Genomic DNA, 24,965 nt, shown 5'->3' on the forward strand with positions numbered 1-24,965 from the left:
GCCGGTGCGCGACGCAAGCCGTGGCTTGCAAGCGTCCGTTGTAAAACGGTGACGTTACTTTGCGGGGGCGATGAAGGTCAGGTTGTAGTTGACGGCGTCACGGCCCGGATCGCGGATCTGGATGGAAATCCGGATGGGGGTGCGGCTGGGCATCATGCTCATCTGCCCGGCCTCGCCCGAGAGGTACTCGTCGGGCTCGAACAGGCTCTGGGCGACCACGTCGCCGTTGAGGTTGGAGAAGGTCAGGCCGATGTTGGGGAAGGGCTGTTCGAAACCGGCCTGGTTAACCAGTACGGCGTCCACCACCAGCGTGTCGCGCTGGTTGGGGTCAGTGCGCACCACCAGCTTCTGGCTCTGGATGCGATCGATGGCGACCAGCGGCGGCAGTTCGCAGCCCAGCAGATCGCACCCGGTTTCGTAATAGGGGCGCAGCTCGGGGATGCTCGACAGGCGATCCAGCTGGAAGTAGGTGATCTGGGACACCAGGCCGCCCACCAGCAGCAGGACAACCAGTGTCCATACGGTCTTGCGTTTCCAGGAACCGCCGCCCTGGGCGATGGCGATGGGTTCGGAACGCAGGTCGCCATAGGGGGAAGCGCTTTCTCCCAGGCGACGGGTGGCGGCGAGCGGTTCGTCGTCCGCCGCGTCGTCGGTGTCGGGATGCGGTTTGGCGGCTGGCGGCGGTGTCGGTTGTTCGGGCTCGGCGGGTGCCGGCCGTTTGAAGTCAGGCGCCGACGGTTCGAAAGCGATGGCGTCGCCCGGGCCGTCGGCAGGCTGGTCCGGGGCTGGCGTATCGAAACGGGTGCGGCGGGAGAAGGGCTCTTCCTCGTTGGCGCCCGGCAGGTCCGTCAGGCCTGATTTCAGCTCGGCTTCGGGGTCCGGCTCGGGTTGCGGCTGGGTTTTGCCCGGTGCACGGAAGGATTCGTTCTCGTTGAGGATGGCTTCCGCCCAGCTTTCGTCGACGTCCGACTTGAGTGCTTCCTCATCGTCGTCAAAACCATGATCGCGGGTTTCGTCGAAGTTCAGGAAGCTGTCGCTGAGCTCGTCTTCGTCGAAGGCGGTCTTGGTGCCGGCGTAATTACCCTCGGCGGCGTCCTCTTCCGGGTCGTCCTCGAAAATCAGCTCCTCTTCCTCCTGGAAGCGGCTGCCGGAGGCGGTCGACGTGGACGTGTCCTGTTTGGGAGGTGACGAGGGGGTGCCGCCCTCGAGGCCGGATTCGCTGTGTTCGAGGGCGTTGAACACTTCCATGCAGTTACCGCAGCGGACTTTGCCGCGGGCAATGCCGAGCTGTTCTTCAGTAACCCGGAACCGGGTATCGCAATGGGGGCAACGTGTCAGCGTACTGCTCTGGCTCATCCTCTGTTCCTGTCGCAGGTAGCGGCTCGGCATCCCTGTCCAGGGCGGCCCGAGACCGATCCAGGCCCCGGTCCTGTCGGCGCCTCACTGCGGGGTTAACCCCGCAGAAACCATGAGGGCCACAGTGTAGTCGGTCAGCCTTTCGGCGTCACCTGTCGCGACGCCGTCCTGTGAGGCGTACCCAGTCTTCCCGTTCGACCGGCTCGTCCATCACGAACCAGGGCTCGTAGGCCTCCATGACCTCCCGCGCCTGGTCCGACAGGATGCCGGAGAGCACGATATCGCCGCCATCCCGCACCAGCTGGGCAAGACGCCCGGCCAGGCCGATCAGCGGCTGCGCCAGGATGTTGGCCAGCAGGACGTCGGCCTGGGTGTCCGGGTCCTGACCGGGCAGGTACAGGTCGAGTTTGCTGTCCTCGACACTGTTGCGCCGGGCATTGTCGCGGCTGGCTTCCAGGGCCTGCGGGTCGGTGTCGACGCCGATGACGTGCTTGGCGCCCAGCAGCAGCGCGGCCAGGCCGAGAATGCCGGAGCCGCAGCCGTAGTCGGTCACCTGGGTGCCTTCCATGGCCTGTCCGTCCAGCCATTCCAGACACAGGGCGGTGGTGGGATGGGTGCCGGTGCCGAACGCCAGGCCCGGGTCGAGCATCAGGTTGGCGGCTTCCACATCGGGGACGTCGTGCCAGCTGGGTACGATCCACAGGCGCTTGCCGAAGCGCAGGGGCTGGAAATCGTCCATCCAGGCGCGCTCCCAGTCCTTGTCCTCCAGCAGCGAGACTTCGATCTCGCCCAGCTCCTGCTGGGTCTGCTGGTGGTAGGCGTTGGCAATGAGCGAGCGGATGGCGTCGATGCCGATGTCGGCGTTGAACAGGCCGGTGACCCGAGTGCTGCCCCACAGGGGCGTGCTGCCCGGGTCCGGCTCGTAGAGAGGCTGGTCGGCAGCGTCCTCCATGGTGACGGCGTCAGCCCCCGCCTCCATGAGGATGTCCTCCAACAGATCGGCGTGTTCCGGGTCGGAAGGGACACGCACCTGGATCCAGCGCATACTAGGGCTCCGTCAAATGAGATGATCGATGTCAGTGGGTCTGTCCGCGCCCCGTTGCCTTGTAGCAAAGCGCCGGGGCGCTGCAACCGTATACATCCCGCTGACGGAGCACAACTCTTACTTGCCCGGTCGTTATTCCTTGATCAGCTTTTCAAGGTAGTGGATGGTGAATTCCACGTTCTTGAAACCGCCATCAAGGATCAGGCGCCGATGCAGCGGCTGGTTGGTCTTGATGCCTTCCACCACGAGTTCGTCCAGGGCGTTGCGCATGCGCAGCCGGGCTACTTCGCGATCGTCGCCGAAGGAGATCAGCTTGCCCACCAGGGAATCGTAGTAGGGCGGGACCGAATAGCCGTTATACATGTGCGAGTCGACCCGCACGCCGTTGCCGCCGGGGGCGTGGAAGTGCTTCACCTGGCCGGGGCTGGGAACGAAGGTGTTCGGGTCCTCGGCGTTGATGCGGCATTCCATGGCGTGGCCGGTCACCTTGATGTCGTCCTGGGTGTAGCTGAGCGGCAGGCCGCTGGCCACCCGCAGCTGCTCCTTGACGATGTCCACGCCGGTGACCATCTCCGAGACCGGGTGCTCGACCTGGACACGGGTGTTCATCTCGATGAAGTAGAACTGGCCGTCCTGGTACAGGAACTCGAAGGTGCCCGCGCCGACGTAACCGATCTCCTTACAGGCCTGGACGCAGGCCTCCAGGGTCTTCTCCCGGGCTTCGGGATCGATGTTGGGGGCCGGGGCTTCTTCGATCACCTTCTGGTGGCGGCGCTGCATGGAGCAGTCACGGTCACCCAGATGGATGCAGTTACCGTGGGTGTCCGCCAGTACCTGGACTTCCACGTGGCGCGGACGCTCCAGGTATTTTTCCAGATAACAGGTCGGGTCGCCGAAGGCGTTGCGGGCCTCGGACTGGGTGATCTGGATGCTCTTGAGCAGCGACGCCTCGGAGTGCACCACCTGCATACCGCGACCACCGCCGCCGGAAGCGGCCTTGATGATCACCGGGTAGCCGATGCGGCGTGCGGTTTTCAGGGTGTGCTCGTCGTCCTCGGTGATGGGGCCGTCGGAGCCCGGCACCGTGGGCACGCCGGCCTTGACCATCGCGTTGATGGCGGAGACCTTGTTGCCCATCAGGCGAATGGTTTCCGCCCGGGGACCGATGAAGTGGAACCCGCTCTTTTCCACCTGCTCGGCGAAGTCGGCGTTCTCCGCCAAAAAGCCGTAGCCGGGGTGGATGCCGACCGAGTCGGTGACTTCGGCGGCGCTGATGATGGCGGGAATGTTCAGGTAGCTTTCGCTAGCGCTGTTCGGGCCAATGCAGACGGATTCGTCCGCCAGGCGGACGTGCATCAGATCCCGGTCGACCTGGGAGTGCACGGCAACGGTACGGATGCCGAGTTCCTTACAGGCGCGCAGGATACGAAGCGCAATCTCGCCCCGGTTGGCAATCAGGACTTTTTCAATCATGGCCATGGGTCAGTCGTCTTTGATCAGGCGATAATGAAAAGGGGCTGGTCAAACTCAACCGGCTGCCCATTCTCAACGAGGATGTCGACAATCTTGCCGCTCTTGTCGGCTTCGATCTGGTTCATCATTTTCATGGCTTCGACGATGCAGATCACGTCGCCGGCGGAGACGGTCTGTCCCACTTCGACGAAGGCCTTGGCGGTCGGGGACGGCGAGCGGTAGAAGGTGCCGACCATCGGCGAACGCACGCGGTGCCCGGACGGGGCGTCGTCGGCCGGAGCCTCGGCCGGCGCTTCGGCTGCGGCCTGCGGCGCCGGGGCGGGAGCCGGTGCCGCGGAATAGGTGGCCGGCATCATCGGTGCGGCTTCGGCGTGCGCACGGCGGCGGGTGATCCGGACGGCGTCGTCGCCTTCCTGGATCTCCAGCTCTTCAACGTCGGATTCCTCGATCAGTTCGATCAGCTTCTTTACTTTGCGAATGTCCATAATCTGTTCTCGTCGAAATGAAATGACAGCGTTCGTCGAAATTAACCGTTCAGTCGTGCCAGGGCGGCCTGGAGCGCCAGGTCATAGCCCTGGCTGCCGAGGCCGCAAATCACACCCGTCGCCACGTCCGAGAAGTAGGAGTGATGACGGAAGGGTTCCCGCGCGTGCACGTTGGACAGGTGCACCTCGATGAATGGGATATCCGAGGCCAGCAGAGCATCGCGCAGCGCCACGCTGGTGTGCGTGAAGGCCGCGGGATTGATCAGAATGTAGTCCACCCCTTCCTGGCGGGCCTCATGGATCCGGTCGATCAATTCGTACTCGGCATTGGATTGCAGGTGCAGCAGGTGGTGGCCGGCCGCACTGGCCTGGCGGTGCAGGCGCTCGTTGATGTCATTAAGCGTTTCGTGGCCGTAGACGTCCGGTTCGCGGACACCCAGCATGTTCAGGTTTGGGCCGTGCAGCACGAGAATCGTGGCCATGGAAAGAAACCTTGCATTTGGCTTGTTTTCGGACAGGATCGCCGCATATAGCAGCAACTTGCCGTGATCATGACCAGTATAGCCAATGACATCAACAATTTTTGACAATTCGCCGGGACGCTCCGGGCGAGTCTGACGACATTGTTGTCAAGGCTGGCGGCATCGTCCATAAGACGTTGGTTTCATAGCGGGTCGTTGTAAGGGATGCGCGCCGGATGGAAGGCGTTCGGGCCACCGGCTGTGCGGTGGCCCTGGAGAGAGACTAGTCGGTGGCTGAAACCACGCTGTTGCGACCCAGGCGCTTGGCCTCGTAGAGCGCCTGGTCGGCGCGTTCGCACAGGGCCTGGGCGGTTTCCCCCTGCCAGGTGGCAACGCCGCAACTGAAGGTAACGTTGAATTCCTGGCTGCCGGCGGGCTGGCGCAGCTCGGCGAAACGCTCACGGATTTCGTTGATCACGTTCTTGGCGTCGCTTTCCCGCGTGTCCGGCAGGATCAGGGCGAATTCCTCGCCACCGTAGCGGCCGATGTGATCGGTCTTGCGCAGGCGTTGCTTGAGGAACATCGACAGGCTGCGCAGCACCCGGTCACCAATGGGGTGGCCGTAGCTGTCGTTGATCTTCTTGAAGTAGTCGATGTCCAGCATGGCGAAGCACAGCGGCTGGTCCTTCTGTTTGGCGCGGACGATCTCCTGGTCCAGCAGGTGCAGGGTGTGGGTATGGTTGAACAGGCCGGTCAGGCTGTCGCGGATCATCAGCGCCAGCAGCGAACGGGCCCGCCGTCCACGGTTGTGGATGGTGGCGATCAGATGCTTGGGATCGATCGGCTTGGTGAGGAAGTCGTCGCCGCCCAGGCTCATGGCGTGGAGCTGTTTGGAGACATCGTCCTCGGCCGACAGGTAGATGATGGGCACGCTGTGCAGGCGGTCCTGCTGGCGGATGACCCGCGCGATCTCCATGCCGGTGCAGCCGGGCATGTACATGTCCAGCACGATGATCTCGGGGGAGAACTCTTCCAGCGCGTGGATGATCTGCAGCGGGTCGGTAATGATGTGGGCCGTCATGCCGGCGCGGGTCAGCACGTTCTCCATGAACTTGGCCTGGGCCCGGGAGTCGTCCAGGACCAGCACCCGGTAAGGCTCGACCGTGTTGCCGTGGGTATAGGTTTCGATCTTCTCGATCAACTGCCCCGGATCCACCGACGGGTGAAAGAATTCCTCGCCGCCGCAGCGGGAGGCCCGCAGCCGGGTCTCGATACTGCCGTCCGCCTCGCTCATGAAGATGACCGGGATCGGGGTGTCGTGACGCTCCTGCAGGTTCTCCACGGTGGCGATGCCGGCCAGGGGCGCGTCGCCGAAATTGACGTCCATCAGGATGGTTTCCGGCTTGTGGCGGCTGCAGGCGTCCATCAGGCTGTCGGCGTCCTCGAACGCCTCGGCGCGGAAACCGAAGAATTCCAGTTGCTTGATCAGTCGCTGGGCCATTTCCGTTTCGCACAGGGCGACGTAGATCGGCGTGCGCAGATAGGTGCGAGGCGCCTCGGTCAAACCCTGGTCGGAGCGGCGCTGGGTGCACTGGCTGAGCTCGTCCGTGGCGCCCTGCAATGCCTCGCGGACCTCATCGGAAAGCGGGCTGTCGGGCGCCCAGCGCTGCAGGATGCCGAGCAGGGTTTCGCCGGCATTGGCGTGCTTGTCCATGTCGAAACGCTGGGCGTAGCGAACCAGCTTGTCGGTAGCGGCGGACAGGTCCCGGTGGAAGGTCGCGGCGACGTCGTCCGATTCCCGGACTTTCTGCCAGGTGTCGAGGACGACTCTTGCCTGAGTGGTAACGCGGCGGGCGAAGTGCTGTTTGAGCTTTTCCTTTTGATTATCGTCTGTCATTGAATCTCTGGCCTGTCACTTTTCCGGAAGTGGGCTCAAGGTCCGGAAGTGGGCACAAGCCCGCGGCGTCTTCCTGGACAATCTGGTTCCCAATGTTGCGATGCGTTCCTATCGCAATGACATCGTTGTGATTGTAGAGCCATCAAAGGCTCCCGGAAGAGTCTATAGTGTTTTATGTTGTCGGCGTAGGTGACGCTGTGTAAATGTTTGTGATAGCCCGGTACGCCGGGGGTCAATTCCGGATGATCCACGCCAGGGGGCTGGCTAGGGAATGCGTAGAACACGCCGTGGAATCATTTCTCTGCAACTGCTGCTGTTGCTGTTTACCAGCGGGCTGATCCTGCTGTTGATGGTGGCCAGCCTGGTCGCCGGTACGGCCGGTTTTCGCGGCTATATCGCCGACCAGCTCGAAGGCCACGCCCACGACGGCGCGGTGGCGGTGGGCCTGTCTCTGTCCAACGCCATCGACGGGCGTGACGAAGTGGCCTCGTCGTCCCTGATCGATGCCACCTTCGACAGCGGCCGCTACCTGTCCATCCGTTACGTCAACACGGCGTCGGGTTTTGAGATTTCCCGCCGCGACCGTCTGCGGGTGCCGGGGGCGCCGGACTGGTTCATCAGCCTGACCGATCTGCCCGAGGAGCGCTTCCTCAAACGCGCCGAGGTGGTGCGGGGCTGGCAGCGGCTGGGCTACGTCGAAGTGGTGAGCCACCCGGGGCTGGGGTACGGCGATCTGTGGCGTATGACGCGGCGGCTGGCGCTGGGGGCCCTGGTCATCGGCGGTATTGCCCTGGTGGCGCTCTTCTATCTTTTGCGTCGCGCGCTGCGTCCGCTGGCGGGGCTGGAAGAACAGGCCCAGGCTATTCGCAACCGCGATTTCCGCTACCGGGCGCCGGAGGCCAACACCCGGGAACTGGCGCGGGTGACCTCCGCCATGAATCAGATGACCAACGACCTGGGCGCCCTGTTCGAGGGGCAGGGCAAGCTGATCCAGCACCTGCGCCGAATGAGCAACGAGGATCGCCTTACCGGGCTGGCCAGCCGCTCGGCTTTCGAGCAACGCTTGCGGGTGGTGGTGGAAAGCCACGAATCCCGCCGTCTCGGCGTGCTGGTATTGGTCCAGCTGGCGGCCTTCGACCAGGTGAACCGCTTCCACGGGCGCAAGGCGGCCGACGCGCTGCTCAAGGAAATGGCCGAAGCCCTGCTGTCGTTTCTGCGCCAGCATCCGGGCAGCTTTGCCGGGCGCCGGGCCGGGGCCGAGTTTGCCCTGTTCCTGCCGGGGGCGGCGCTGGTGGATGCGGAGTTCTGGGTCGATGAGCTGCTGGAAACCCTGGACGGCATCTACGCCGACCGCAGCGAGGGCCGGGAAGTGGCGGTGCACGCCGGGCTGGCGGTGGCCGACGTCAATGTCGCCTCCGCGCGGGATCTGCTGTCCGCCAGCGATGAGGCCTTGCGCCAGGCGCAGATGTCCCACGAGACCAATCGCAAGGTGTTCGATACCGCCCAGTCGGTGCAGTTGGGCATTGACCAGTGGCGGCTGCAGCTGGAAGCGGCCCTGGACGCGGAGCAGGTCAAGCTGCTGTTCCAGTCGATCCAGTACACCGGAAACGACCGGGTGCATCATTACCACGTCCTGTCCCGCCTGCAGGTGGACGGCCAGTGGGTCGCTGCCGGGGTCTTCCTGCCCATGGCCGAACGCTTCCGTCTGATGGCCCAGCTCGACGACCTGGTTCTGCGCCGGGTGCTGGCCCTGCTCAAGCAGCACCCGCTGCTGGCCTTTGGGGTGACCCTGGGGACGTCGTCCATCGCCGAACGCAGCTTCCGCGAGCGCCTGGGCGACCTGTTGCAGGCGGAGGGGCAGGCGCTGCTGTCGCGTTTGTGGATCTATCTGCCGGAAGACGCCGTACATCATCACCGGGCGGACGTGGGGGCCTGCGTCAAACTGCTGCGGCGACACGATGTGAAAGTGCTGGTGGATCACTTCGGGGTCGGCGGTATCCCGTTCAGTTACCTGCGGAACCTGCCGTTCCAGGCCATGCGGATTGATCCGAGTTTTATCCACAACATCGACAGCCACGCCGACAACCGTTTCTACCTCGAATCCATCGTGCCGATCGCCCACAGTCGCGGCGTGGAAGTGTTCGTGGCCGGCGTGGAGACGGCATCGGAGTGGCAACTGGTGACCCAGATCGGTGTGGACGGCGGCAGCGGCTATCATTTGGCCCGTCCGGACGAGAACCTGCCGCCAGCGACGCTGTGACGCGTTGTGCATAGCTCTGCTCGAGGTCGCCGTTAGCCAGCGCCAATTGCGGAGGGCATGACAATCCGGCAAGGTAAGGGCACCTTTGTCGATGGCCCTGGCGATGCCATCCAATACAACGTTTATCAGGGGCGCCGGCTGTCGAAGGTCGTGCCCCGAGCGCACCCGGGGTGCGGTATTTAGGAGGAAAGACACGAATGAAACGGGGTGGACAACTATGCTGAGCGGCACCAGACGTTTTTTCAGGGAGCGGACCGAGGATCTTCAGGACTATCTGGGCGGCGGCAAGGTGGCCAAGTTCCTGCTGATCCTGGTGGTGCTCTATCTGCTGGTGGCCATTGTCCTGGGCATGTACTGGAGCAGTGAGCCGGATCCCTACTCGGTACGCGACGAGGCGCGTCAGCGGGCAGAGGCCATGAATCGGGAACTGGTGACCGGTTTTACCACCACCTCCACCCTGATCCACATGACCGAGACCCTGCTCGACAAGCCGGGCGGTTACATCACCAACGACGTTGCGCCCCCGGGCCTGTGGATGGATAACATGCCGCACTGGGAATACGGTGTGCTGGTGCAGCTGCGTGACATGTCGCGGGCGCTGCGCAAGGATATCAGCCGTTCCCAGAGTCAGTCTGCGGAGGACCCGGATCTGACCGTGGCCGAACCGCAACTGCACTTCGACAACAACAGCTGGGCGATCCCGTCCACCGAGTCGGAGTACCGTCGTGGTATCGCGGCGCTCAAGCGTTACCTCAATCGCCTGTCCGACCCCAGCGGGCCCAAGGCGCAGTTCTACGCCCGTGCCGATAACCTCAACAACTGGCTGGCGGATCTGGAGACCCGTCTGGGCAGCCTGTCCCGCCGCCTGAGCGAGAGCGTCGGCAAGCAGAGCGTCAACGAAAACATGGAAGAACTGCCGGAGGCGGCTACGTCCGATGAGGTGCCGTCGGTGTCGACGCCCTGGACTGAGATTGATGATGTCTTTTACGAGTCGCGCGGTACCGCCTGGGCCTTGCTGCACATCTTCCGCGCCATCGAAGTGGACTTCCGCGACGTGCTGCGGGACAAGAACGCACTGGTCAGTGTGCGCCAGATCATCGTCGAACTGGAAGGATCGCAGAAGGACATGTGGAGCCCGGTGGTCCTGAACGGCAGTGGCTTCGGCATCCTCGCCAACCACTCTCTGACCATGGCGTCCTACCTGGCGCGCGCCAACTCGGCGATCATCGACCTGCGTGAACTGCTGAGCCAGGGCTGACGGCGACCGCGTTCCCGTTTGTTGGCGCGAAACCGTTCGCGGACCTACAAAAAAGGCAGTGACCCATCGGGTGCGCTGCCTTTTTTATGCCCGGCCTCGGCGGCCGGTGTCAGCGACCGCTTACTTCTTGTAGGCGGCAACCGATGCGTCCACGGCGGCACGGGCCGCGGCGGCATTGTCCCAACCCTGGACCTTGACCCACTTGCCGGCTTCGAGGTCCTTGTAGTTCTCGAAGAAGTGCTGGATCTGGTCTTTCAGCAGCTGCGGGATGTCCTCGACGTCCTGCACATCGGCGTACTGCTTGGTCACCTTGTCGTGCGGAACGGCGACCAGCTTGGCGTCGCCGCCGGCTTCGTCTTCCATGTTCAGGACGCCCACCGGACGACAGCGAATGATGCAGCCCGGCATGACCGGGTACGGCGTGATCACCAGCACGTCCAGCGGATCGCCGTCGTCGGCCAGGGTGTTGGGGATAAAGCCGTAGTTGGCCGGGTAGAACATCGGCGTGGCCATGAAACGGTCAACCACGACCGCTCCCATGTCCTTGTCGACTTCGTATTTGATCGGGGACGACGCGTTGGCCGGGATCTCGATCAGCACGTTGATGTCTTCCGGCGGATTCTTCCCGGGCGGGATGTTGTCGAAGTTCATGAGGCGTCCTTCTTTCAGTCGTGAATGGAATGGCTCCAGTGAATGGTCACGGATTATACCTGTCGGTCCCGACGGGTGAAATATAGTTGGGCCCTGCCACCTTGCCGTATCGTCATGTTGGCGTGGGGCACTGTGCTACATTGAAATGATCTGTCTTCTCCCGGCGGCTGTGAGTCGCCCGGGTGGCGTGTCAGATCAACGGACCGGTCGCGTGACGGCCGGTACAGGACACATTCCGACAAGGAGATTCCTTCATGGAAGCTCAATCCCCCCAGGACGATTACCGTCGGGTCAAGGAGGACATCCAGCTCCTGCGCGAAGACCTGGCCAAGCTCACCAAGGCTTTTTCCGAGAATCAGAAAAGCAACATCAGCGGTCTGCGCGACGAGATCCGTCGGGAAAGCCGGGAAGCACTGCGCCATGCCCGCGAGCGAGGTGACGAGGTGTTCAACCGCGCGAAGGAGGCCGGCGACAAGGCCATTCATGACGTCGAACACAAGATTGAGGAACGGCCGTTCCTCAGCGTGCTGATCGTGTTCCTGGTAGGCCTGCTGGTCGGCAAGTTGATGGATCGCTAGGTTTGCTGGCCGGTCCGGAAGTTCAGGCGCTGCTGCGCAAGGCGGTTGCCGCGGTATTGGGAGCCCTGCTGGGGCTCATGCTGCTGGGCGCCCTGTTGATTGGCGGTCTGGTGATGGTGTGGCACGCCGCCATTCTGGGGCTGTCTCCCTGGGTGGGCGAGGCGGGTGCCTGGGGTATGACCGGCGGTGTCTGCTTCGCGCTGCTGGCGTTGTTCTTCTACCGCATGATTCGAGGCCCCCTGCGCGCCGCGGACGGCGAAACCGGCCGGGCAAGCGGCGGCTCGATGGTGGCGCGATTGCGTCGCCTGATCGCCGAGAACCCCTGGGAGTCGGTCGTGGCGGCCTTTGCCGTGGGCGTCGCCGGCCAGGCGGACCCGCGTCTGCGTCAGTTCCTGCTGCAGAGTGGGCTGGCGATGATTCGGGCCGCTAACGCCGTCGACGGCGGCGAGGCGGAGAACGACGCACCGGCGGACGACGACCTGTCGGCCAACGATCCCCAGTAAATCCCCCGAGCGGCCCGGGTGGCCGCTCAGAGTCCCATCTGCTTGCCGATCAGTTCCTTCATGATCTCCGTCGTGCCGCCGCCGATGGCCAGCAACCGGCCGTCGCGGTACAGACGCTCGACCCCCGTTTCGCGCATGTAGCCCATGCCGCCGTGCAACTGGACCGCCTCGCGGGTCACCGACTCGCACACCTCAGCGGCGAAGTTCTTGGCCATGGCCACCTGCCGGATGGGGTTCTTGCCCGCCTGCATCAGGGCGGCGCAGCGGTAGGTGTACTCGCGGGCGATGTCGACCTGTGTGGCCATCTCCACCAGTTTGTGGCGGGTGACCTGGAAGCCGCTCAGGGGCCGGCCGAAGGCCTCGCGCTGGCGGACGTATTCCTGGCTCGCCTCCAGCGCCAGCTGCGCGCCCATGTAGCCCATCACCGCCAGCATCAGGCGTTCGCTGAGGAAATTCGACATGACGGCCGGGAAGCCGGCGTTCTCGGCGCCGATCAGCCGGTCGGCGGGGACCCGGCAGTCCTCGAAGAACAGCTCCGCCGTGTCGCTGGCCCACCAACCCATTTTCTGCAGGTGGCGGCCGCGACTGAAGCCAGGGGTGTCCCGGTCGACCAGCAGCAGGCTGATGCCGCCGTGGCCGGCCTCGCCGGTGCGTACCGCCACCGTGTAGTGATCCGCCCGATGGCCGCTGGTGATAAAGGTCTTGCTGCCGTTGACGACGTAGTGGTCGCCGTCGCGCACGGCGCGCGTGCTCAGGTTGGCCACATCGGAGCCGCCGCCCGGTTCGGTAATCGCCAGGGCCATGATTTTCTCGCCGCGCAACACCGGCGGCACGATGGCGTCACGCAGTTCCGGTTGCCCCCAGCGCACCAGCGGCGGCAGGGCGATGTCCAGCGATCCCAGACTGGCAGCGAGGCCGCCGGAGGTGGAGCGCATCAGCTCTTCGCTGATCACGACCTTGAGAAAGACATCCCCCTCGCTGTGACCGCCCAGGGCTTCCGGGTAACCGGCCCCGAGCAGGCCCGCATCGCCTGCCAGGCGGAACACCTCCCGCGGGAACTCGCCTTGCTCTTCCCACTCGTCGATGTGTGGAAGGATGTGGGTGGCCACGAACCGGCGGGCGCTGTCGCGGACCTGTCTGTGGGTGTCGTTGAAATAGTCGGTGTCCATGGCGTATCCGTCCGTTTTTTGTTGTCCAAGTAGGGTCGGGATCGGCATTGATTTCGGAAACAGATGCAGTGTCGCTGATCAATCATAACCAAGCAAGCGCTTGGTAAGAAACCTGATGTGGGTCAAGTCTGGTCTGGTAGGGCCGTCGAGCGGCGGCTAGAGTGTTCCGCCGCTTTAGCGTGTGTACAATATTCGTGCGTTAAAGTACGTACACCCGCCCTTGGGGTGGCTCTTCGGGGCGGGATGGCCAAGGTGGCCTTTCATCCCACTTCCTGACGAATGACAGGGAGCACCACAGATGACTATAAAGAAAGTCCTCATCGCCAACCGCGGTGAGATTGCGGTCCGGATTGCCCGCGCCTGCCAGGAACTCGGCGTAAAGGCCGTGGCAATCTATTCGGAAGCCGACCGCTATTCCTTACACGTCAAAAAGGCGGACGAAGCGCACTGCATCAGTGCCGATCCCCTGACGGGTTACCTCAATCCCCATCACATCGTGAACCTCGCGGTGGAGACCGGCTGTGATGCCCTGCATCCCGGCTACGGTTTCCTGTCCGAGAACGCCACGCTGGCGGAAGTCTGCAAGGAGCGGGGCATCCGCTTCATCGGGCCGGCCGCCGACGTGATTGCGTCCATGGGCGACAAGACCCATGCGCGCCAGACCGCCATCAAGGCGGGCGTGCCGGTCACTCCGGGCTCGGAAGACAACCTCGAGGATGTCGAGGACGCGGTCAGACAGGCTGCGGACCTGGGCTATCCGGTGATGCTCAAGGCCACCTCCGGCGGTGGCGGCCGCGGCATCCGCCGCTGCGACGACGAGGCGAGCCTGCGCCAGAACTACGACCGGGTAATCTCCGAAGCCACCAAGGCCTTCGGCAGCGCCGACGTGTTCCTGGAGAAGTGCATCGTCAATCCGCGTCACATCGAGGTACAGGTCCTGGCCGACAGCTTCGGCAACGCCATCCACCTGTACGAGCGTGACTGCTCCATCCAGCGCCGCAACCAGAAGCTGATCGAACTGGCCCCGTCGCCGCAGCTGAACGACGAACAGCGAGAATACATCGGTGACCTGGCCGTGCGTGTGTCCAAGCAAACCGGCTATGAAAACGCCGGTACGGTGGAGTTCCTGCTGGCCGATAACGGCGATTTCTACTTCATGGAAATGAACACCCGGGTGCAGGTGGAACACACCATCAGCGAACAGATCACCGGGGTGGACATCGTCAAGGAGCAGATCCGCATTGCCGCCGGCGAAAAACTGCGTTTCAGGCAGGAAGACATCAGCTATCGCGGCTACGCCGCCCAGTTCCGGATCAACGCCGAGGATCCCAAGAACAACTTCCTGCCGAGTTTTGGCCAGATCACTCGCTACTATTCACCGGGCGGCCCCGGTGTGCGGACCGATGCGGCTATCTACACCGGCTACGAGATCCCGCCCTACTACGACTCCATGTGCGCCAAGCTGATCGTCAGCGCCATGGACTGGGAAGAGCTGCTGGACCGTTCCCAGCGCGCCCTGAAAGACATGGGCATCTACGGGATCAAGACCACCATTCCCTACTACCTGGAAATCCTGAACCACCCCGAGTTCAGGGCAGCTTCGTTCAACACCGGGTTCGTGGAAGCCCACCCGGAGCTGATCAACTACAGCATCAAGAAGCGACCGGAATCGCTGGCCGCCGCCGTGGCCGCCGCGATTGCCGCCCAGGCCGGAATCTGATGGGAGTCTGAACAATGACCAAGCGTAAAATCGAAATCACTGACGTCATCCTGCGGGACGCCCACCAGTCCCTGATTGCCACCCGCATGCGTACCGAGGACATGCTGCCGGCCTGCGACAAGCTGGACAAGGCCGGTTACTGGTCCCTGGAATGCTGGGGCGGCGCCACGTTCGACAGCTGTGTGCGCTTCCTCAAGGAAGATCCCTGGGAACGCCTGCGCCAGCTGCGCAAGGCCCTGCCCAACACCCGCCTGCAGATGCTGCTGCGCGGCCAGAACCTGCTGGGCTACCGCCACTACGCCGACGACGTGGTCGAGGCCTTCTGCCAGAAGGCGGCGGACAACGGCATCGACGTGTTCCGCATCTTCGACGCGCTCAACGACGTGCGTAACCTGGAAACCAGCATCAAGGCGGTCAAGAAAGCCGGCAAGCATGCCCAGGGCACCATCTGCTACACCGTCAGCCCGGTGCATGGCACGGAGAAGTTCCTCAAGCAGGCCAAGCAGATGGCCGACATGGGCGTGGACAGCATCGCCATCAAGGACATGGCCGGTCTATTAACCCCGTCCGCCACCGCCGACCTGGTCAGCGCCCTGAAGAAAGAGCTGAGCCTGCCGGTGTTCCTGCACTCCCACTACACGTCGGGCATGGCCTCCATGTGTCAGTGGGCAGCGATCGAAGCCGGTGTGGACCACATCGATACCGCGCTGTCCGCCTTTGCCGGCGGTACCAGTCACCCGCCCACCGAGTCGCTGGTCGCCTCCCTGAAGGAGGCGGGTTATGAGGTGGATCTGGACCTGGAAACCCTGGACGAGCTGACCGGCCACTTCCGCGAAGTGCGCAAGAAGTACCATCAGTTCGAGAGCGAGTACAACGGGGTGGATACCGCGGTGCTGCTGTCCCAGGTGCCGGGAGGCATGATGTCCAACCTGGCCAACCAGCTCAAGGAGCAGGGCGCGCTGGACAAGATCCGCGACGTGTTCGCCGAGATCCCGCGCGTGCGCAAGGACCTGGGCTACCCGCCGCTGGTCACGCCGACATCCCAGATCGTGGGCACCCAGGCGGTGATCAACGTGTTGTCCGGCAAGCGCTACGACAACATCACCAACGAGGTGAAGAAGTACCTGCAGGGCTGGTACGGTGCCGCCCCGGGCGAGATCAACGCCGACCTGCAGAAGCGCGCCGTGGGTAACGAAGAGCTGATCGAAGAACGTCCGGCCAACCAGCTCAAGAACGAGTTCCACACGCTGAAGGACGACATTGGCGACCTGGCGGAGTCGGAAGAGGACATTCTCACCTACGCTATGTTCCCGGACCAGGCGCGCGAGTTCCTGCAGCAGCGTAAGGACGGCACCCTCAAGCCGGAACCGCTGGAGCCGAAGCCTTCAGCCGCCAGCGCCGGCTCGGTGTCCACCGAGTTCAAGATCACGGTTCACGGCGAGACGTTCGACGTCAATGTCACCGGTGTCAGCCCGTCCGGCGATGACGAGCGGCGCTTCTTCATGACCGTCGACGGCATTCCCGAAGAAATCCGTCTGGAATCCCTGGGTGGCTTCGAGCGTGAAGGCGGCGGTGGCTCCGGTCGCGGCAAGGCCTCCAAGGAAGGCCACGTGACCACGAGTATGCCGGGCAACATCGTCGACGTCCTGGTGGGCGAGGGTGACAGCGTCGAGGCCGGCAAGCCGGTGCTGATCATCGAAGCCATGAAGATGGAAACCGAGGTGAAAGCCCCGATCTCCGGCAAGGTGGTTGGCGTGTTCATCAAGAAGGGCGACCGGGTGACCCCGTCCGAAGTCCTGATGGAAATCGAGCCCTGAGTGGTTCGCTGACCCGACGTGAAAAAGCCCGGCTTCGGCCGGGCTTTTTTGTGGGGGTTGGGGCAGCCCGTGGGCTGCTCCGAAGCGTCGGCTACATTTTGCCGTAACTCGAGCATGTAGCAGAAGCTTTAGCTTCTGAGGCGCCAACGGCGCCCGGGTCGACTCATACCCGGAAGGCGGTCGCCTTACCGCTTCACCGTCTCCACCCCATTCTTGGTTCCCAGCAGCAGGATATCCGCCGGCCGGTGCGCGAACAGACCGTTGGTCACGGTGCCGACGATCTGGTTGAGCTTGGTTTCCAGTTCGATCGGGTTGGCGATGCTGAGGTTGTGCACGTCGATGATGATGTTGCCGTTGTCGGTGGTCACGCCCTCGCGGTAGACCGGGTCGCCGCCCAGTTTGACGATCTCGCGGCCGACATGGCTGCGGGCCATGGGAATCACTTCCACCGGCAGCGGAAACTCGCCCAGGATGTCCACTTTCTTGGAGTCGTCGGCGATGCAGATGAAGGTCTTGGCGACCGCCGCCACGATCTTCTCGCGGGTCAGGGCCGCGCCGCCGCCCTTGATCAGCTCCAGGTGCGGGTTGGTTTCGTCGGCGCCGTCGATGTAGAACTCCAGGCCGGACACCGCGTTGAGATCGTAGACCGGGATGCCGTGGCTCTTCAGACGCTCGGCGGTGGCTTCGGAGCTGGCGACAGCGCCGTCGAATTCGGTTTTCAGCTCGGCCAGCAGGTCGATGAAGAAGTTGGCGGTGCTGCCGGTGCCGACGCCGATCACGCTGTCCGGATCCAGCTTCGGGCGAATGGTGTCGATGGCCGCCTGGGCAACCGCCTTCTTGAGTTCGTCCTGGGTCATAGTGCTCTCGATGCTCTCGTTTCGGTGTCGGATTTGTCTTCGATGTCGCCATGGGCACTGACGATGAAATGGCCTCCAGTATAACGGTGTGACGGCAGGCCATACAGGGCCAGCTGACCCGCGTCGTGTCGGCCGGGCATTAACGCTGGACGCCAAACCGCCAAACTCCGTAGACTTGAGGGTTTTCACCCACCCGAAAGGTCTGTCAGGGACCGTTGTTTCATCGACCCAGAGAAGGGAATTGCCACCATGCCACAGCGCTACATCAAGAAAATACTCGATGCCCGAGTCTACGATGTGGCGATTGAATCGCCGCTGACTCATGCCCGTAACCTGTCCAAGCGGTTCAACAATCACATTATTCTGAAGCGCGAAGACCTGCAGCCGGTGTTCTCGTTCAAGTGCCGTGGCGCCTACAACGCAATTGCCCATCTCAGCGAGGAAGAGCGGGAGAAGGGCGTGATCTGCGCCTCCGCCGGCAACCATGCCCAGGGCGTGGCACTGGCGGCGCAGGAGCTGGGCATCAAGGCGGTGATCGTCATGCCCCAGACCACGCCGGAGATCAAGGTCAAATCCGTGCGCGACCGGGGTGCCAAGGTGGTGCTCAAGGGTGACGCGTTCGACGAGGCCGCCGCCCACGCCCAGGAACTGATGGACAAGCAGGGGCTGACCTACATCCCGCCCTACGACCATCCCGATGTGATCGCCGGCCAGGGTACGGTGGCCATGGAGCTGTTGTGGCAGTTCACAAAACCCCTGCACGCCGTGTTCATTCCGGTGGGCGGTGGTGGCCTGATGGCCGGTATGGCGGCCTATATCAAGTACCTGCGTCCGGAGACCCGGGTCATCGGCGTGGAGCCGGAAGATTCCAACTGCCTGCAGGCGGCGCTGGCCGCTGGCGAGCGGGTGGTTCTGGATGAGGTTGGCATCTTTGCCGACGGCGTGGCGGTCAAGCAGATCGGCAAGAACACCTGGGACATCTGCAAGGAGTGCGTGGACGAGGTGGTGACCGTCTCCACCGACGAAATCTGCGCCGCCATCAAGGATGTGTTCGACGACACCCGCTCCATCTGCGAGCCGGCCGGGGCCCTGGCGGTGGCGGGCATCAAGAAATACGTCCAGCGCGAGGAAGTCGTAGGGCAGAACCTGGCGGGTGTTCTCAGTGGCGCCAACATGAACTTCGACCGGCTGCGTTACATCTCCGAGCGCACGGAAATCGGCGAGCAGCGCGAAGCGATCCTGGCGGTGACCATTCCCGAGCGCCCGGGCAGCTTCAAATCGTTCATCAACGCCCTGCACAAGCGCAGCATCACCGAGTTCAACTACCGCTACTCGGACGGCGACGAGGCCCGCATCTTCGTCGGCATCCAGATCCAGTCCGGTGGCCTGGGTCGCGAGGAGCTTGTCGAGGACCTGCGGGACGGCGGTTACGGCGTCATCGATCTGACCGACAGCGACATCGCCAAGCAGCATATTCGCCACATGGTGGGCGGCCACGCGCCGCACATCAACAACGAGAAAGTGTTCCAGTTCGAGTTCCCGGAACGACCCGGGGCTTTGCTCAAGTTCCTGATGTCCCTGGGCACCCGCTGGAACATCTCCATGTTCCATTACCGCAACCACGGTGCGGCCTACAGCCGGGTGCTGATGGGCGCCCAGGTGGAGGACCACGAGATCGGGGCCTTTACCCAGATGCTGGACAAGGTGGGCTTCCGTTACGAGAACGTGACCGATAACGAGGCTTACCGGCTGTTCCTGGGGAACGGGAACCACTGAAGCCGGATTGGCAAGCGGGTATACCAGACGGCCGGGATCCTCGGATCCCGGCCGTTTTTATGGGCTGGAGTGGGCGCGAACCTCACCGGTCAGGAATTAAATATTCTGTAATCTGTAATAAATTGTATTCGGGAAGTTAGCTGATACTATTTACAACAATTCTTCGAATAAAAAATAACCAACTGATTGTCGTGAGGATTTACAATGGGTCCAAATGGCCCATCTGTCATCATCCGAGCGGCGACCGGTTGGGGCAGCAGCGCTGATCAGGAACGACCAAAACAGAATACGAAAGCGGTACCAAAGCCGCTGATATTGGGGGATGCAATACCATGGAACGAAAGCCTGACATGATCCGGGCGCTCGTTTTTATTTTCGTCATTGGCCTTGCGGTCACGGGGCTGACAACGCTGCACGCGTCTGAGCCCAAGTCGCGGGCGGCGGACGTCGTCAACCCGTCATTGCTGTCTTCAGCCGACGAATAAAGGCGAACGAGTGGCGAGGCGCACGTGCGGTGAGCGTGGCGGCGCCTCGATTCGACGTTTCCCTATCCTGCTTTTGCTTATCCCGTCCTTGCCGACCCCGGAGCACGTTTAACGCGGTATCCGGCCGAGACGCCGTCGACCCTGACGTCTGTCGGCCCATGGGTAGCGCCCAAAGCGCAGTCGGGGGTGGCGTTGAACTCCCGTTTTTCCGGCTACGTTTCCGGTTCCCGAAGCCTGCTTTTGACAGACAATCTGTCGCGTCGGGGTGATCACCCTGGACATGGGCACGTCCCACGTCTGCACCGGCAGGCTTTCCACTTCCTGTTCGTCGTGCGCCAGGCCAATCAGCGCCGGCGGTCGCGCGTACGCCTGCCGTTTGAAGGCAAAGGTCCGGTCGTAGAAGCCGCCCCCCATACCCAGCCGGCCGCCACAATCATCAAAGCCCACCAGCGGCATCAGCACCGCGTCCAATGCCCAAGGTGCGCGGCGGGGCGCGTTGCGCCTGGCGGGCTCGGGAATCCCGAAACGATTGCGCCGCAATCGCGTGCGCGGGTCCAGGCGATAGAACCAGAGCTGGTTGCCCAGCACCGGGTGCAGGACCGGCAAATAAACGCTCAGCCGGCGTCGGCGTGCCTGTTCGATAAACGCGCGTGGATCGACTTCACCATCGTTGGGCAGGTACAGGCCGATGTGGCGGGCCCGGGACAGGCCGAAATAGCGCATCAACTGAACGATCAGGCCCCGGGCGGCGGCCCGTTGCTGGCTGTCGGACAGGGCCCGTCGACGCTGGCGCAGGGTGCGGCGGAGCTGTCTGCGGTTGGCGCTTGCCGGGACGGGGGTGGGAAATCGGGTCACAGTGTCGGCCATTCGTAACGCGTGTGGTGGAAGCGATGGCGCATTCAGGCGAGAAAAAGAAAGCTTCCCGGGATGCCGTTATCGGATGTGGCCCTTGAACCCAAAAGTTCAAAGGACCCTTCGTAACCGAGGCTTAATACAGTAGCTTACGGTCATTCCAAGCTTGGTTTGTACCACCCTGTTGGACTTGATTGCAATTCGATTCAGCCAAGACTGCCATTCAAAACAACTTGCGTTTATGTGTCTCGGAGCTGGTTTCCTCCATAAATTTAAACCTAAATTTCTCTCCTGGCAGTTGAATCAGGTACTGATAATAAGATTCGGCTTTATTATTGAATGACGTTCGATGGGAACGGAATCGAGCCGTAAAGCTGTTCTCGGGAAGGATTGTCGTCTTTTGGAGGTACCCCTGAAGGGCGCTCAGGCCGTGAACAAGGTCTGCATTGATGTTTGCCATGCCTGATTGGGCATTTGCCTGAATCTGGGCCTGAGCTGCTGCCGAAGCGGCCGGGTCATAGGTTGTGCTATAGGAAGAGCCTGAGTAAGTAGCACTTCCACCAGTTCCATATACCGATCCTGAGCCATAGGTTGAAGTTGTAGTTGGCTGAGAGGCACTCAGACTCTGCGCCATGGCTCCTAAGGCTATTGCTGTTTTTCGTGACTGTGCTCTTGTGACGTGTTGCTGCTCAAGTTCGTGATATGTCCACAGGGCTATTGGTTGACTGTCTTGAGTAAGGGTGATGTTTTCAATGCCAATGTTGACCGGCCCACCGGATCGATTGAGCACTGTAATAAAGGCGGTTATTTCTTCCCAACGTTCTTTGCTTTCTCGAACGGCAAGCTCAACGTCAAATTGAGTGCCTTCCTGATGCAAGACTGTCCAGCCTTGGTTGTAATAGATTTGCTGATACGGTTTTTGAACCGGATGGAAGTCAGTATGGTACGTGGTCGTAGCGCAGCCAGATAAGAATAAGGCCAAGCTGCCGACAGCCAGCGGCAAACGCATAGTGGTGCTCCTTCGTGAAACAGTACCCGGAGCTTAGATTAACTTTTATCCACCTGTTTCTGCCAGTTTACGAACTCTCTAACTACCTCATCCGTAAAACCTTTGCTTTCAACTGCTCCACTAACGCTGATTTATACTCGCCGTAGTGAAGTTCTCGTTGGCAATTGGGGCACAGTGACGGATGCGGGCGACAACTGGGTCGGATGTACCTATGCTCTTCTTGATCTCGCTCTTCCCAAAATAGGGTCGCAAAGCTTTGAGGAGCTGCTTTCGATATTGGAAGTTTGTGGTCAAGGGACGTCGATGCAGGCTTGATCTGATGCGGAGAGCAGTCACTTAGTTTGTACCAGTCTTTTGTACCAGTGCGGTAATGGGTAAAGACTGTAAGCAACTGTTTTTAAGGTAACTAGTTGAAAATAAAGCTTCCCGGGATGCCGTTATCGGATGTGGCCCTTGAACCCAAAAGTTCAAGGTGGTGGCCGCTGTGACACATTAGGCTTTCCCCTGCGTGGGGGACATGCTCACAATGCCCTGAAGTAGCCACCTAGGTATTGCGCATCGGCTCGAGGACGTATCCGACCAGCGAACAACCCAGGAAGTGGACTCATTATAAGGGCTTTACCCGGTGTGGATGCAAACCCGACTTCGGATAATCCTGATGCCGGGTCTATCTCCGTCCGCTCACTCGCCCAGAGCGTCGTCCAGGCGATGGTCCATTTGTTCCAGGATACGGGCCGCTTTATCGGAGAGATTGTGCTGCAGCAGCTCGTGGGTGATGTTGAGTGCTGCCATGACGGCAATCCGCTCGGTGCCAAAGACCTTTCCGCTGGCGCGGATCTCGCGCATCTTACTGTCCAGGTGACGGGCGGCTTCCTTCAGTTCGTCCCGGGCGTCGTCCGGGCAGGCGACCAGGAAGGACTTGTCGAGGATGCTGACTTCGACCGTGGTGGGGGTGTCCGACATCAGTGTTGCTCCAGGGCCCTGAGGCGGCCGATCATCGCTTCAATCTTGTTGCGGGCCAGGTCGTTCTTCTGCATGAGCTGGGCGCGTTCGCGGTTCCAGTCATCCTGCGTCTGACGCATGGAAGCGTTTTCCTGCTCCAACTTCTCACAACGAGCAATCAGGCGGTCCACCTTGTCGGCAAGAGCCTGCAATTCAGACTGATCCATGGCGTTTCACTTCCCGGGCGAAGAATCAGGATTCTGGGGGGAATCCGTGAGTTACCTCACCAACTATAAATGGGGCCTTAAGGGGGGTCAATTTGCAGACCTTGCCGTCCCGTCATCTTTGCGGGCCATTTGTGACCGCCTGCTCAGGCGCTCTCCGACAGGCCTTCGCTGAGACTGCCGCGGTAGGCCTGCCAGGCCGGGGCCAGAGAGACCAGCAACGCCAGGACCGGGACCGCGCCGAGCAGCAACCATTCCTGCGAGTCGGGCCAGCGCAGGCTCAGGGCAATGCCCCACTGGGACAGCAGCCAGGGCGCCAGCGCCTGGAGCAGCACGGCACCAAACAGCAGCGCCAGGGCACAGGCGAGCAGCGCAAGCAGCACGCACTCCAGGGCGTATAGACCGGCAATCAGTAATGGCGACGCACCCACCGCCCGCAGGATGGCGATCTCCCGCTGGCGTTGGCGCTGGATCGCCAGCAACACGGCGATCAGGCCCACCAGACTGATGACGACGACAAAGCCGCTGAGCAGCACCAGGGCCTTCTCGAACTGGCCCATCAGGCGCCAGAGCTCGCTCAGGGCGACGCCGGGCAGGATAGCGCTGAGCGGCTCCAGGTCAGACTCGTTGATGGCGCGCTGGACCTGGAAGGTCAGCACCTTGCGCCCGATGCCGGCGTAGGCGGCGGTGATGGCGTCCGGCGTCAGGTCCCGCTCGCGCACGGCATCCGCGCTGGGGGTGCGCCCGGGAATCGGGACGCCCGCCTGCCAGCCCACGTGGATGGCCTCCATGCCCGCCAGGCTGATGTAGACCGCGCGGTCGACCGGGGTGCCGGTCGGGGCGAGGACGCCGGACACCGCGAACGGCATGGTGTCGTGCTTCATGAAGCTGACGCTGCCGGTACCGTGGGCCAGGGTGATGCGGTCGCCGAGTCCGTGGCCCGTTTCCCGGGCAACCGTGGCGCCCAGCACCACGTCGAACAGGTCGCTGAACCAGGCGCCCTGGTGCAGGGCCAAACGCTGGTCCCGGCCATAGCGGAAATGTTTCGGGAACGCCTCGCTGGTTCCTACCACGCGGTAGCCTTCGTAGCTGTCGCCGAGGGAAATGGGCACCAGCCAGTCGATGCGCTCGTCGTCGGCGAGCGTCTCGAAGGTGCTCCAGCGGATGTTGTTGGTGGCATCGCCCATGTGGAACACGGTGTACAACAACAGGTTCAGCTGGCCGGCGCGGGCGCCGATGATCAGGTCGGTGCCGCTGATGGTGCGGCTGAAGGTGTCTTTCACCTCGGTGCGCAGGTACTGGACGCCGAGCATCAGCGTCACGCTCAAGGTCAGCGTCAGCACCACCAGCCCGAGCAGGCCGCGCCGGTGCCAGAGGCTGGACAGCGCCAGGGACAGGAAATGCACGGGGCTCATGCGGCGGCCTCCGGGGTGCGGGCCAGATCCAGGCTCCGGTCGAACAGGCTCGCCAGGGCGCGATCGTGGCTGACAAACACCAGCGCGGTCTCGCTGGCCCGGCACTGTTGCATCAGTAGTTCGATGAAACGGTCGCGATTGTCGGCATCCAGCGCCGACGTGGGCTCGTCGGCCAGCACCAGGTCGGGCTGTCCGATCAGGGCCCGGGCGCAGGCGACCCGCTGCTGCTGCCCCACGCTGAGGCGGGTCACCGGGCGTGACCAGAGCGCCTCGTCCACGTCGAGCGCTGTCAGCAGTCGCCGCGCTTCCCGCTGCGGATCGGGCCGGGCGCGACCGGCGCGGGTTTTCGACAACCGGCAGGGCAGGGTGACGTTATCCACCACGCTCAGATAAGGCACCAGGTTGAACTGCTGGAAAATCACGCCCATGCGATCCGCCCGCAGTCGGTCCCGGGCGCGGCGGCTCAGTTCGGGGAGAGCGCGGTCGCCTAATCGGAGGACGCCGTCGTCCGGCAGGCTCAGACCGGCCAGCAACGCCAGCAGGGTGCTTTTGCCGCTGCCACTGGGGCCGCGCAGGAACAGGTGCTCGCCCGGTGCCAGTAGCAGGTCGGGAAAGGTCAGCGCGCGCTCGGTGCCGGGCCAGCGGTAACTCAGGTCCAGTGCCTCGATCAGCGGTGGCCGGGGGCGGGCGGTCATGGTGTTACATCCCTTGTGGTTGGATGGTGGCCGTGTA

At 62.7% G+C, this 24,965-nt stretch carries 23 protein-coding genes and 1 other RNA gene; 7 read left to right on the forward strand and 17 right to left on the reverse strand.

Translation table 11 applies throughout. From position 1 onward, the window contains the following. Nucleotides 1-54: 54 nt before the first annotated feature. The 6 genes from DKK67_RS02140 to DKK67_RS02165 all read right to left on the reverse strand — a co-directional run bounded on the left by DKK67_RS02140 (nucleotide 55) and on the right by DKK67_RS02165 (nucleotide 6,717). Complete coding sequence (locus tag DKK67_RS02140; protein ID WP_111493945.1) at nucleotides 55-1,356, reverse strand: DUF3426 domain-containing protein; 1,302 nt, start codon at nucleotides 1,354-1,356, stop codon at nucleotides 55-57. Between the two features lie 148 nt (nucleotides 1,357-1,504). Further along, entirely contained in the window at nucleotides 1,505-2,401 is an 897-nt protein-coding gene (prmA, locus tag DKK67_RS02145) for a 50S ribosomal protein L11 methyltransferase (RefSeq protein WP_111493948.1), read from the reverse strand. Nucleotides 2,402-2,533: 132 nt separating this feature from the next. Then, nucleotides 2,534-3,874: an acetyl-CoA carboxylase biotin carboxylase subunit gene (accC, locus tag DKK67_RS02150; protein WP_204355790.1), complete on the reverse strand. Its 1,341-nt coding sequence runs from the start codon at nucleotides 3,872-3,874 to the stop codon at nucleotides 2,534-2,536. A gap of 23 nt (nucleotides 3,875-3,897) precedes the next feature. Continuing rightward, nucleotides 3,898-4,359, reverse strand: coding sequence for an acetyl-CoA carboxylase biotin carboxyl carrier protein (gene accB / locus DKK67_RS02155; protein WP_111493952.1), 462 nt, complete (start codon nucleotides 4,357-4,359; stop codon nucleotides 3,898-3,900). A 41-nt stretch (nucleotides 4,360-4,400) separates the two neighbouring features. Continuing rightward, the gene (gene aroQ, locus DKK67_RS02160; RefSeq protein ID WP_111493954.1) at nucleotides 4,401-4,841 is read right to left on the reverse strand and encodes a type II 3-dehydroquinate dehydratase; all 441 of its coding nucleotides are present in this window, start codon (nucleotides 4,839-4,841) and stop codon (nucleotides 4,401-4,403) included. A gap of 262 nt (nucleotides 4,842-5,103) precedes the next feature. Next, nucleotides 5,104-6,717, reverse strand: coding sequence for a diguanylate cyclase (locus DKK67_RS02165; protein WP_111493956.1), 1,614 nt, complete (start codon nucleotides 6,715-6,717; stop codon nucleotides 5,104-5,106). Nucleotides 6,718-6,988: 271 nt separating this feature from the next. On the opposite strand from DKK67_RS02165, the gene DKK67_RS02170 reads away from it, so the two are divergent. Together DKK67_RS02170 and DKK67_RS02175 are read left to right on the forward strand one after the other, a co-directional pair. Continuing rightward, a complete protein-coding gene (locus DKK67_RS02170; RefSeq protein ID WP_111493958.1) occupies nucleotides 6,989-8,977 on the forward strand; it encodes a bifunctional diguanylate cyclase/phosphodiesterase in 1,989 nt (662 codons plus the stop codon). 217 nt (nucleotides 8,978-9,194) lie between these two features. After that, nucleotides 9,195-10,235 (forward strand): DUF2333 family protein, encoded by a 1,041-nt coding sequence (locus tag DKK67_RS02175; protein ID WP_111493960.1) that lies wholly within the window; start codon nucleotides 9,195-9,197, stop codon nucleotides 10,233-10,235. 120 nt (nucleotides 10,236-10,355) lie between these two features. Here DKK67_RS02175 and ppa read toward each other — a convergent pair whose 3' ends face one another. Beyond that, a complete protein-coding gene (gene ppa, locus DKK67_RS02180; RefSeq protein WP_111493962.1) occupies nucleotides 10,356-10,886 on the reverse strand; it encodes an inorganic diphosphatase in 531 nt (176 codons plus the stop codon). Between the two features lie 254 nt (nucleotides 10,887-11,140). On the opposite strand from ppa, the gene DKK67_RS02185 reads away from it, so the two are divergent. After that, nucleotides 11,141-11,464: a DUF883 family protein gene (locus DKK67_RS02185; RefSeq protein ID WP_111493964.1), complete on the forward strand. Its 324-nt coding sequence runs from the start codon at nucleotides 11,141-11,143 to the stop codon at nucleotides 11,462-11,464. A gap of 2 nt (nucleotides 11,465-11,466) precedes the next feature. After that, nucleotides 11,467-11,967, forward strand: a complete 501-nt coding sequence (locus DKK67_RS02190) for a hypothetical protein (RefSeq protein WP_111493966.1) — start codon at nucleotides 11,467-11,469, stop codon at nucleotides 11,965-11,967. A 26-nt stretch (nucleotides 11,968-11,993) separates the two neighbouring features. Here the strand turns inward: DKK67_RS02190 and DKK67_RS02195 are convergent, their stop codons facing one another. Next, entirely contained in the window at nucleotides 11,994-13,136 is a 1,143-nt protein-coding gene (locus DKK67_RS02195; RefSeq protein ID WP_111493968.1) for an acyl-CoA dehydrogenase family protein, read from the reverse strand. Nucleotides 13,137-13,434: 298 nt separating this feature from the next. Between DKK67_RS02195 and DKK67_RS02200 the strand changes: the two genes are divergently transcribed. Then, nucleotides 13,435-14,856 carry an acetyl-CoA carboxylase biotin carboxylase subunit gene (locus DKK67_RS02200; protein WP_111493970.1) on the forward strand — a complete coding sequence of 474 codons (1,422 nt, stop codon included), beginning with the start codon at nucleotides 13,435-13,437 and terminating at the stop codon, nucleotides 14,854-14,856. 14 nt (nucleotides 14,857-14,870) lie between these two features. Further along, on the forward strand, nucleotides 14,871-16,673 hold the full coding sequence (gene oadA / locus DKK67_RS02205; RefSeq protein ID WP_111493972.1) for a sodium-extruding oxaloacetate decarboxylase subunit alpha: 1,803 nt from the start codon (nucleotides 14,871-14,873) through the stop codon (nucleotides 16,671-16,673). 185 nt (nucleotides 16,674-16,858) lie between these two features. Here oadA and rpiA read toward each other — a convergent pair whose 3' ends face one another. Continuing rightward, nucleotides 16,859-17,530 (reverse strand): ribose-5-phosphate isomerase RpiA, encoded by a 672-nt coding sequence (gene rpiA / locus DKK67_RS02210; protein ID WP_111493974.1) that lies wholly within the window; start codon nucleotides 17,528-17,530, stop codon nucleotides 16,859-16,861. A gap of 249 nt (nucleotides 17,531-17,779) precedes the next feature. Between rpiA and ilvA the strand changes: the two genes are divergently transcribed. Then, entirely contained in the window at nucleotides 17,780-19,306 is a 1,527-nt protein-coding gene (gene ilvA / locus DKK67_RS02215; RefSeq protein ID WP_111493976.1) for a threonine ammonia-lyase, biosynthetic, read from the forward strand. Between the two features lie 593 nt (nucleotides 19,307-19,899). On the opposite strand, the gene DKK67_RS02220 is transcribed toward ilvA, so the two are convergent. From DKK67_RS02220 to DKK67_RS02245, 8 genes are all read right to left on the reverse strand, one after another. Continuing rightward, nucleotides 19,900-20,658, reverse strand: a complete 759-nt coding sequence (locus DKK67_RS02220) for a 5-formyltetrahydrofolate cyclo-ligase (protein ID WP_111493978.1) — start codon at nucleotides 20,656-20,658, stop codon at nucleotides 19,900-19,902. Between the two features lie 208 nt (nucleotides 20,659-20,866). Next, the gene (locus DKK67_RS21490) at nucleotides 20,867-21,652 is read right to left on the reverse strand and encodes a hypothetical protein (protein WP_162628722.1); all 786 of its coding nucleotides are present in this window, start codon (nucleotides 21,650-21,652) and stop codon (nucleotides 20,867-20,869) included. Nucleotides 21,653-21,772: 120 nt separating this feature from the next. Then, nucleotides 21,773-21,988, reverse strand: a complete 216-nt coding sequence (locus tag DKK67_RS21980) for a DUF6538 domain-containing protein (protein ID WP_407657807.1) — start codon at nucleotides 21,986-21,988, stop codon at nucleotides 21,773-21,775. An 83-nt stretch (nucleotides 21,989-22,071) separates the two neighbouring features. Continuing rightward, a non-coding RNA gene (gene ssrS / locus DKK67_RS02225) (6S RNA) lies at nucleotides 22,072-22,253 on the reverse strand. An 80-nt stretch (nucleotides 22,254-22,333) separates the two neighbouring features. Beyond that, nucleotides 22,334-22,615, reverse strand: coding sequence for a cell division protein ZapA (locus DKK67_RS02230; RefSeq protein ID WP_111493980.1), 282 nt, complete (start codon nucleotides 22,613-22,615; stop codon nucleotides 22,334-22,336). After that, the gene (locus DKK67_RS02235; RefSeq protein WP_111493982.1) at nucleotides 22,615-22,821 is read right to left on the reverse strand and encodes a TIGR02449 family protein; all 207 of its coding nucleotides are present in this window, start codon (nucleotides 22,819-22,821) and stop codon (nucleotides 22,615-22,617) included. Before DKK67_RS02235 ends, DKK67_RS02230 begins: the two co-directional genes overlap by 1 nt. Before the next feature lie 143 nt (nucleotides 22,822-22,964). Then, nucleotides 22,965-24,233 carry an ABC transporter permease gene (locus tag DKK67_RS02240; RefSeq protein ID WP_111493984.1) on the reverse strand — a complete coding sequence of 423 codons (1,269 nt, stop codon included), beginning with the start codon at nucleotides 24,231-24,233 and terminating at the stop codon, nucleotides 22,965-22,967. After that, a complete protein-coding gene (locus tag DKK67_RS02245; protein ID WP_111493986.1) occupies nucleotides 24,230-24,928 on the reverse strand; it encodes an ATP-binding cassette domain-containing protein in 699 nt (232 codons plus the stop codon). The genes DKK67_RS02240 and DKK67_RS02245 overlap by 4 nt, the downstream gene beginning before the upstream one ends. Between the last annotated feature and the right edge of the window lie 37 nt (nucleotides 24,929-24,965).

The sequence above is a fragment of the Marinobacter bohaiensis genome, from assembly GCF_003258515.1.
Taxonomy (GTDB): domain Bacteria; phylum Pseudomonadota; class Gammaproteobacteria; order Pseudomonadales; family Oleiphilaceae; genus Marinobacter_A; species Marinobacter_A bohaiensis.

Excerpts from the sequence above, each read along its gene's own strand:
- DKK67_RS02140 (WP_111493945.1), bottom strand. The coding sequence starts at position 1,356 with ATGAGCCAGAGCAGTACGCTGACACGTTGCCCCCATTGCGATACCCGG.
- prmA (WP_111493948.1), bottom strand. The coding sequence starts at position 2,401 with ATGCGCTGGATCCAGGTGCGTGTCCCTTCCGACCCGGAACACGCCGAT.
- accC (WP_204355790.1), bottom strand. The coding sequence starts at position 3,874 with ATGATTGAAAAAGTCCTGATTGCCAACCGGGGCGAGATTGCGCTTCGT.
- accB (WP_111493952.1), bottom strand. The coding sequence starts at position 4,359 with ATGGACATTCGCAAAGTAAAGAAGCTGATCGAACTGATCGAGGAATCC.
- aroQ (WP_111493954.1), bottom strand. The coding sequence starts at position 4,841 with ATGGCCACGATTCTCGTGCTGCACGGCCCAAACCTGAACATGCTGGGT.
- DKK67_RS02165 (WP_111493956.1), bottom strand. The coding sequence starts at position 6,717 with ATGACAGACGATAATCAAAAGGAAAAGCTCAAACAGCACTTCGCCCGC.
- DKK67_RS02170 (WP_111493958.1), top strand. The coding sequence starts at position 6,989 with ATGCGTAGAACACGCCGTGGAATCATTTCTCTGCAACTGCTGCTGTTG.
- DKK67_RS02175 (WP_111493960.1), top strand. The coding sequence starts at position 9,195 with ATGCTGAGCGGCACCAGACGTTTTTTCAGGGAGCGGACCGAGGATCTT.
- ppa (WP_111493962.1), bottom strand. The coding sequence starts at position 10,886 with ATGAACTTCGACAACATCCCGCCCGGGAAGAATCCGCCGGAAGACATC.
- DKK67_RS02185 (WP_111493964.1), top strand. The coding sequence starts at position 11,141 with ATGGAAGCTCAATCCCCCCAGGACGATTACCGTCGGGTCAAGGAGGAC.
- DKK67_RS02195 (WP_111493968.1), bottom strand. The coding sequence starts at position 13,136 with ATGGACACCGACTATTTCAACGACACCCACAGACAGGTCCGCGACAGC.
- DKK67_RS02200 (WP_111493970.1), top strand. The coding sequence starts at position 13,435 with ATGACTATAAAGAAAGTCCTCATCGCCAACCGCGGTGAGATTGCGGTC.
- oadA (WP_111493972.1), top strand. The coding sequence starts at position 14,871 with ATGACCAAGCGTAAAATCGAAATCACTGACGTCATCCTGCGGGACGCC.
- rpiA (WP_111493974.1), bottom strand. The coding sequence starts at position 17,530 with ATGACCCAGGACGAACTCAAGAAGGCGGTTGCCCAGGCGGCCATCGAC.
- ilvA (WP_111493976.1), top strand. The coding sequence starts at position 17,780 with ATGCCACAGCGCTACATCAAGAAAATACTCGATGCCCGAGTCTACGAT.
- DKK67_RS02220 (WP_111493978.1), bottom strand. The coding sequence starts at position 20,658 with ATGGCCGACACTGTGACCCGATTTCCCACCCCCGTCCCGGCAAGCGCC.
- DKK67_RS21490 (WP_162628722.1), bottom strand. The coding sequence starts at position 21,652 with ATGCGTTTGCCGCTGGCTGTCGGCAGCTTGGCCTTATTCTTATCTGGC.
- DKK67_RS02230 (WP_111493980.1), bottom strand. The coding sequence starts at position 22,615 with ATGTCGGACACCCCCACCACGGTCGAAGTCAGCATCCTCGACAAGTCC.
- DKK67_RS02235 (WP_111493982.1), bottom strand. The coding sequence starts at position 22,821 with ATGGATCAGTCTGAATTGCAGGCTCTTGCCGACAAGGTGGACCGCCTG.
- DKK67_RS02240 (WP_111493984.1), bottom strand. The coding sequence starts at position 24,233 with ATGAGCCCCGTGCATTTCCTGTCCCTGGCGCTGTCCAGCCTCTGGCAC.
- DKK67_RS02245 (WP_111493986.1), bottom strand. The coding sequence starts at position 24,928 with ATGACCGCCCGCCCCCGGCCACCGCTGATCGAGGCACTGGACCTGAGT.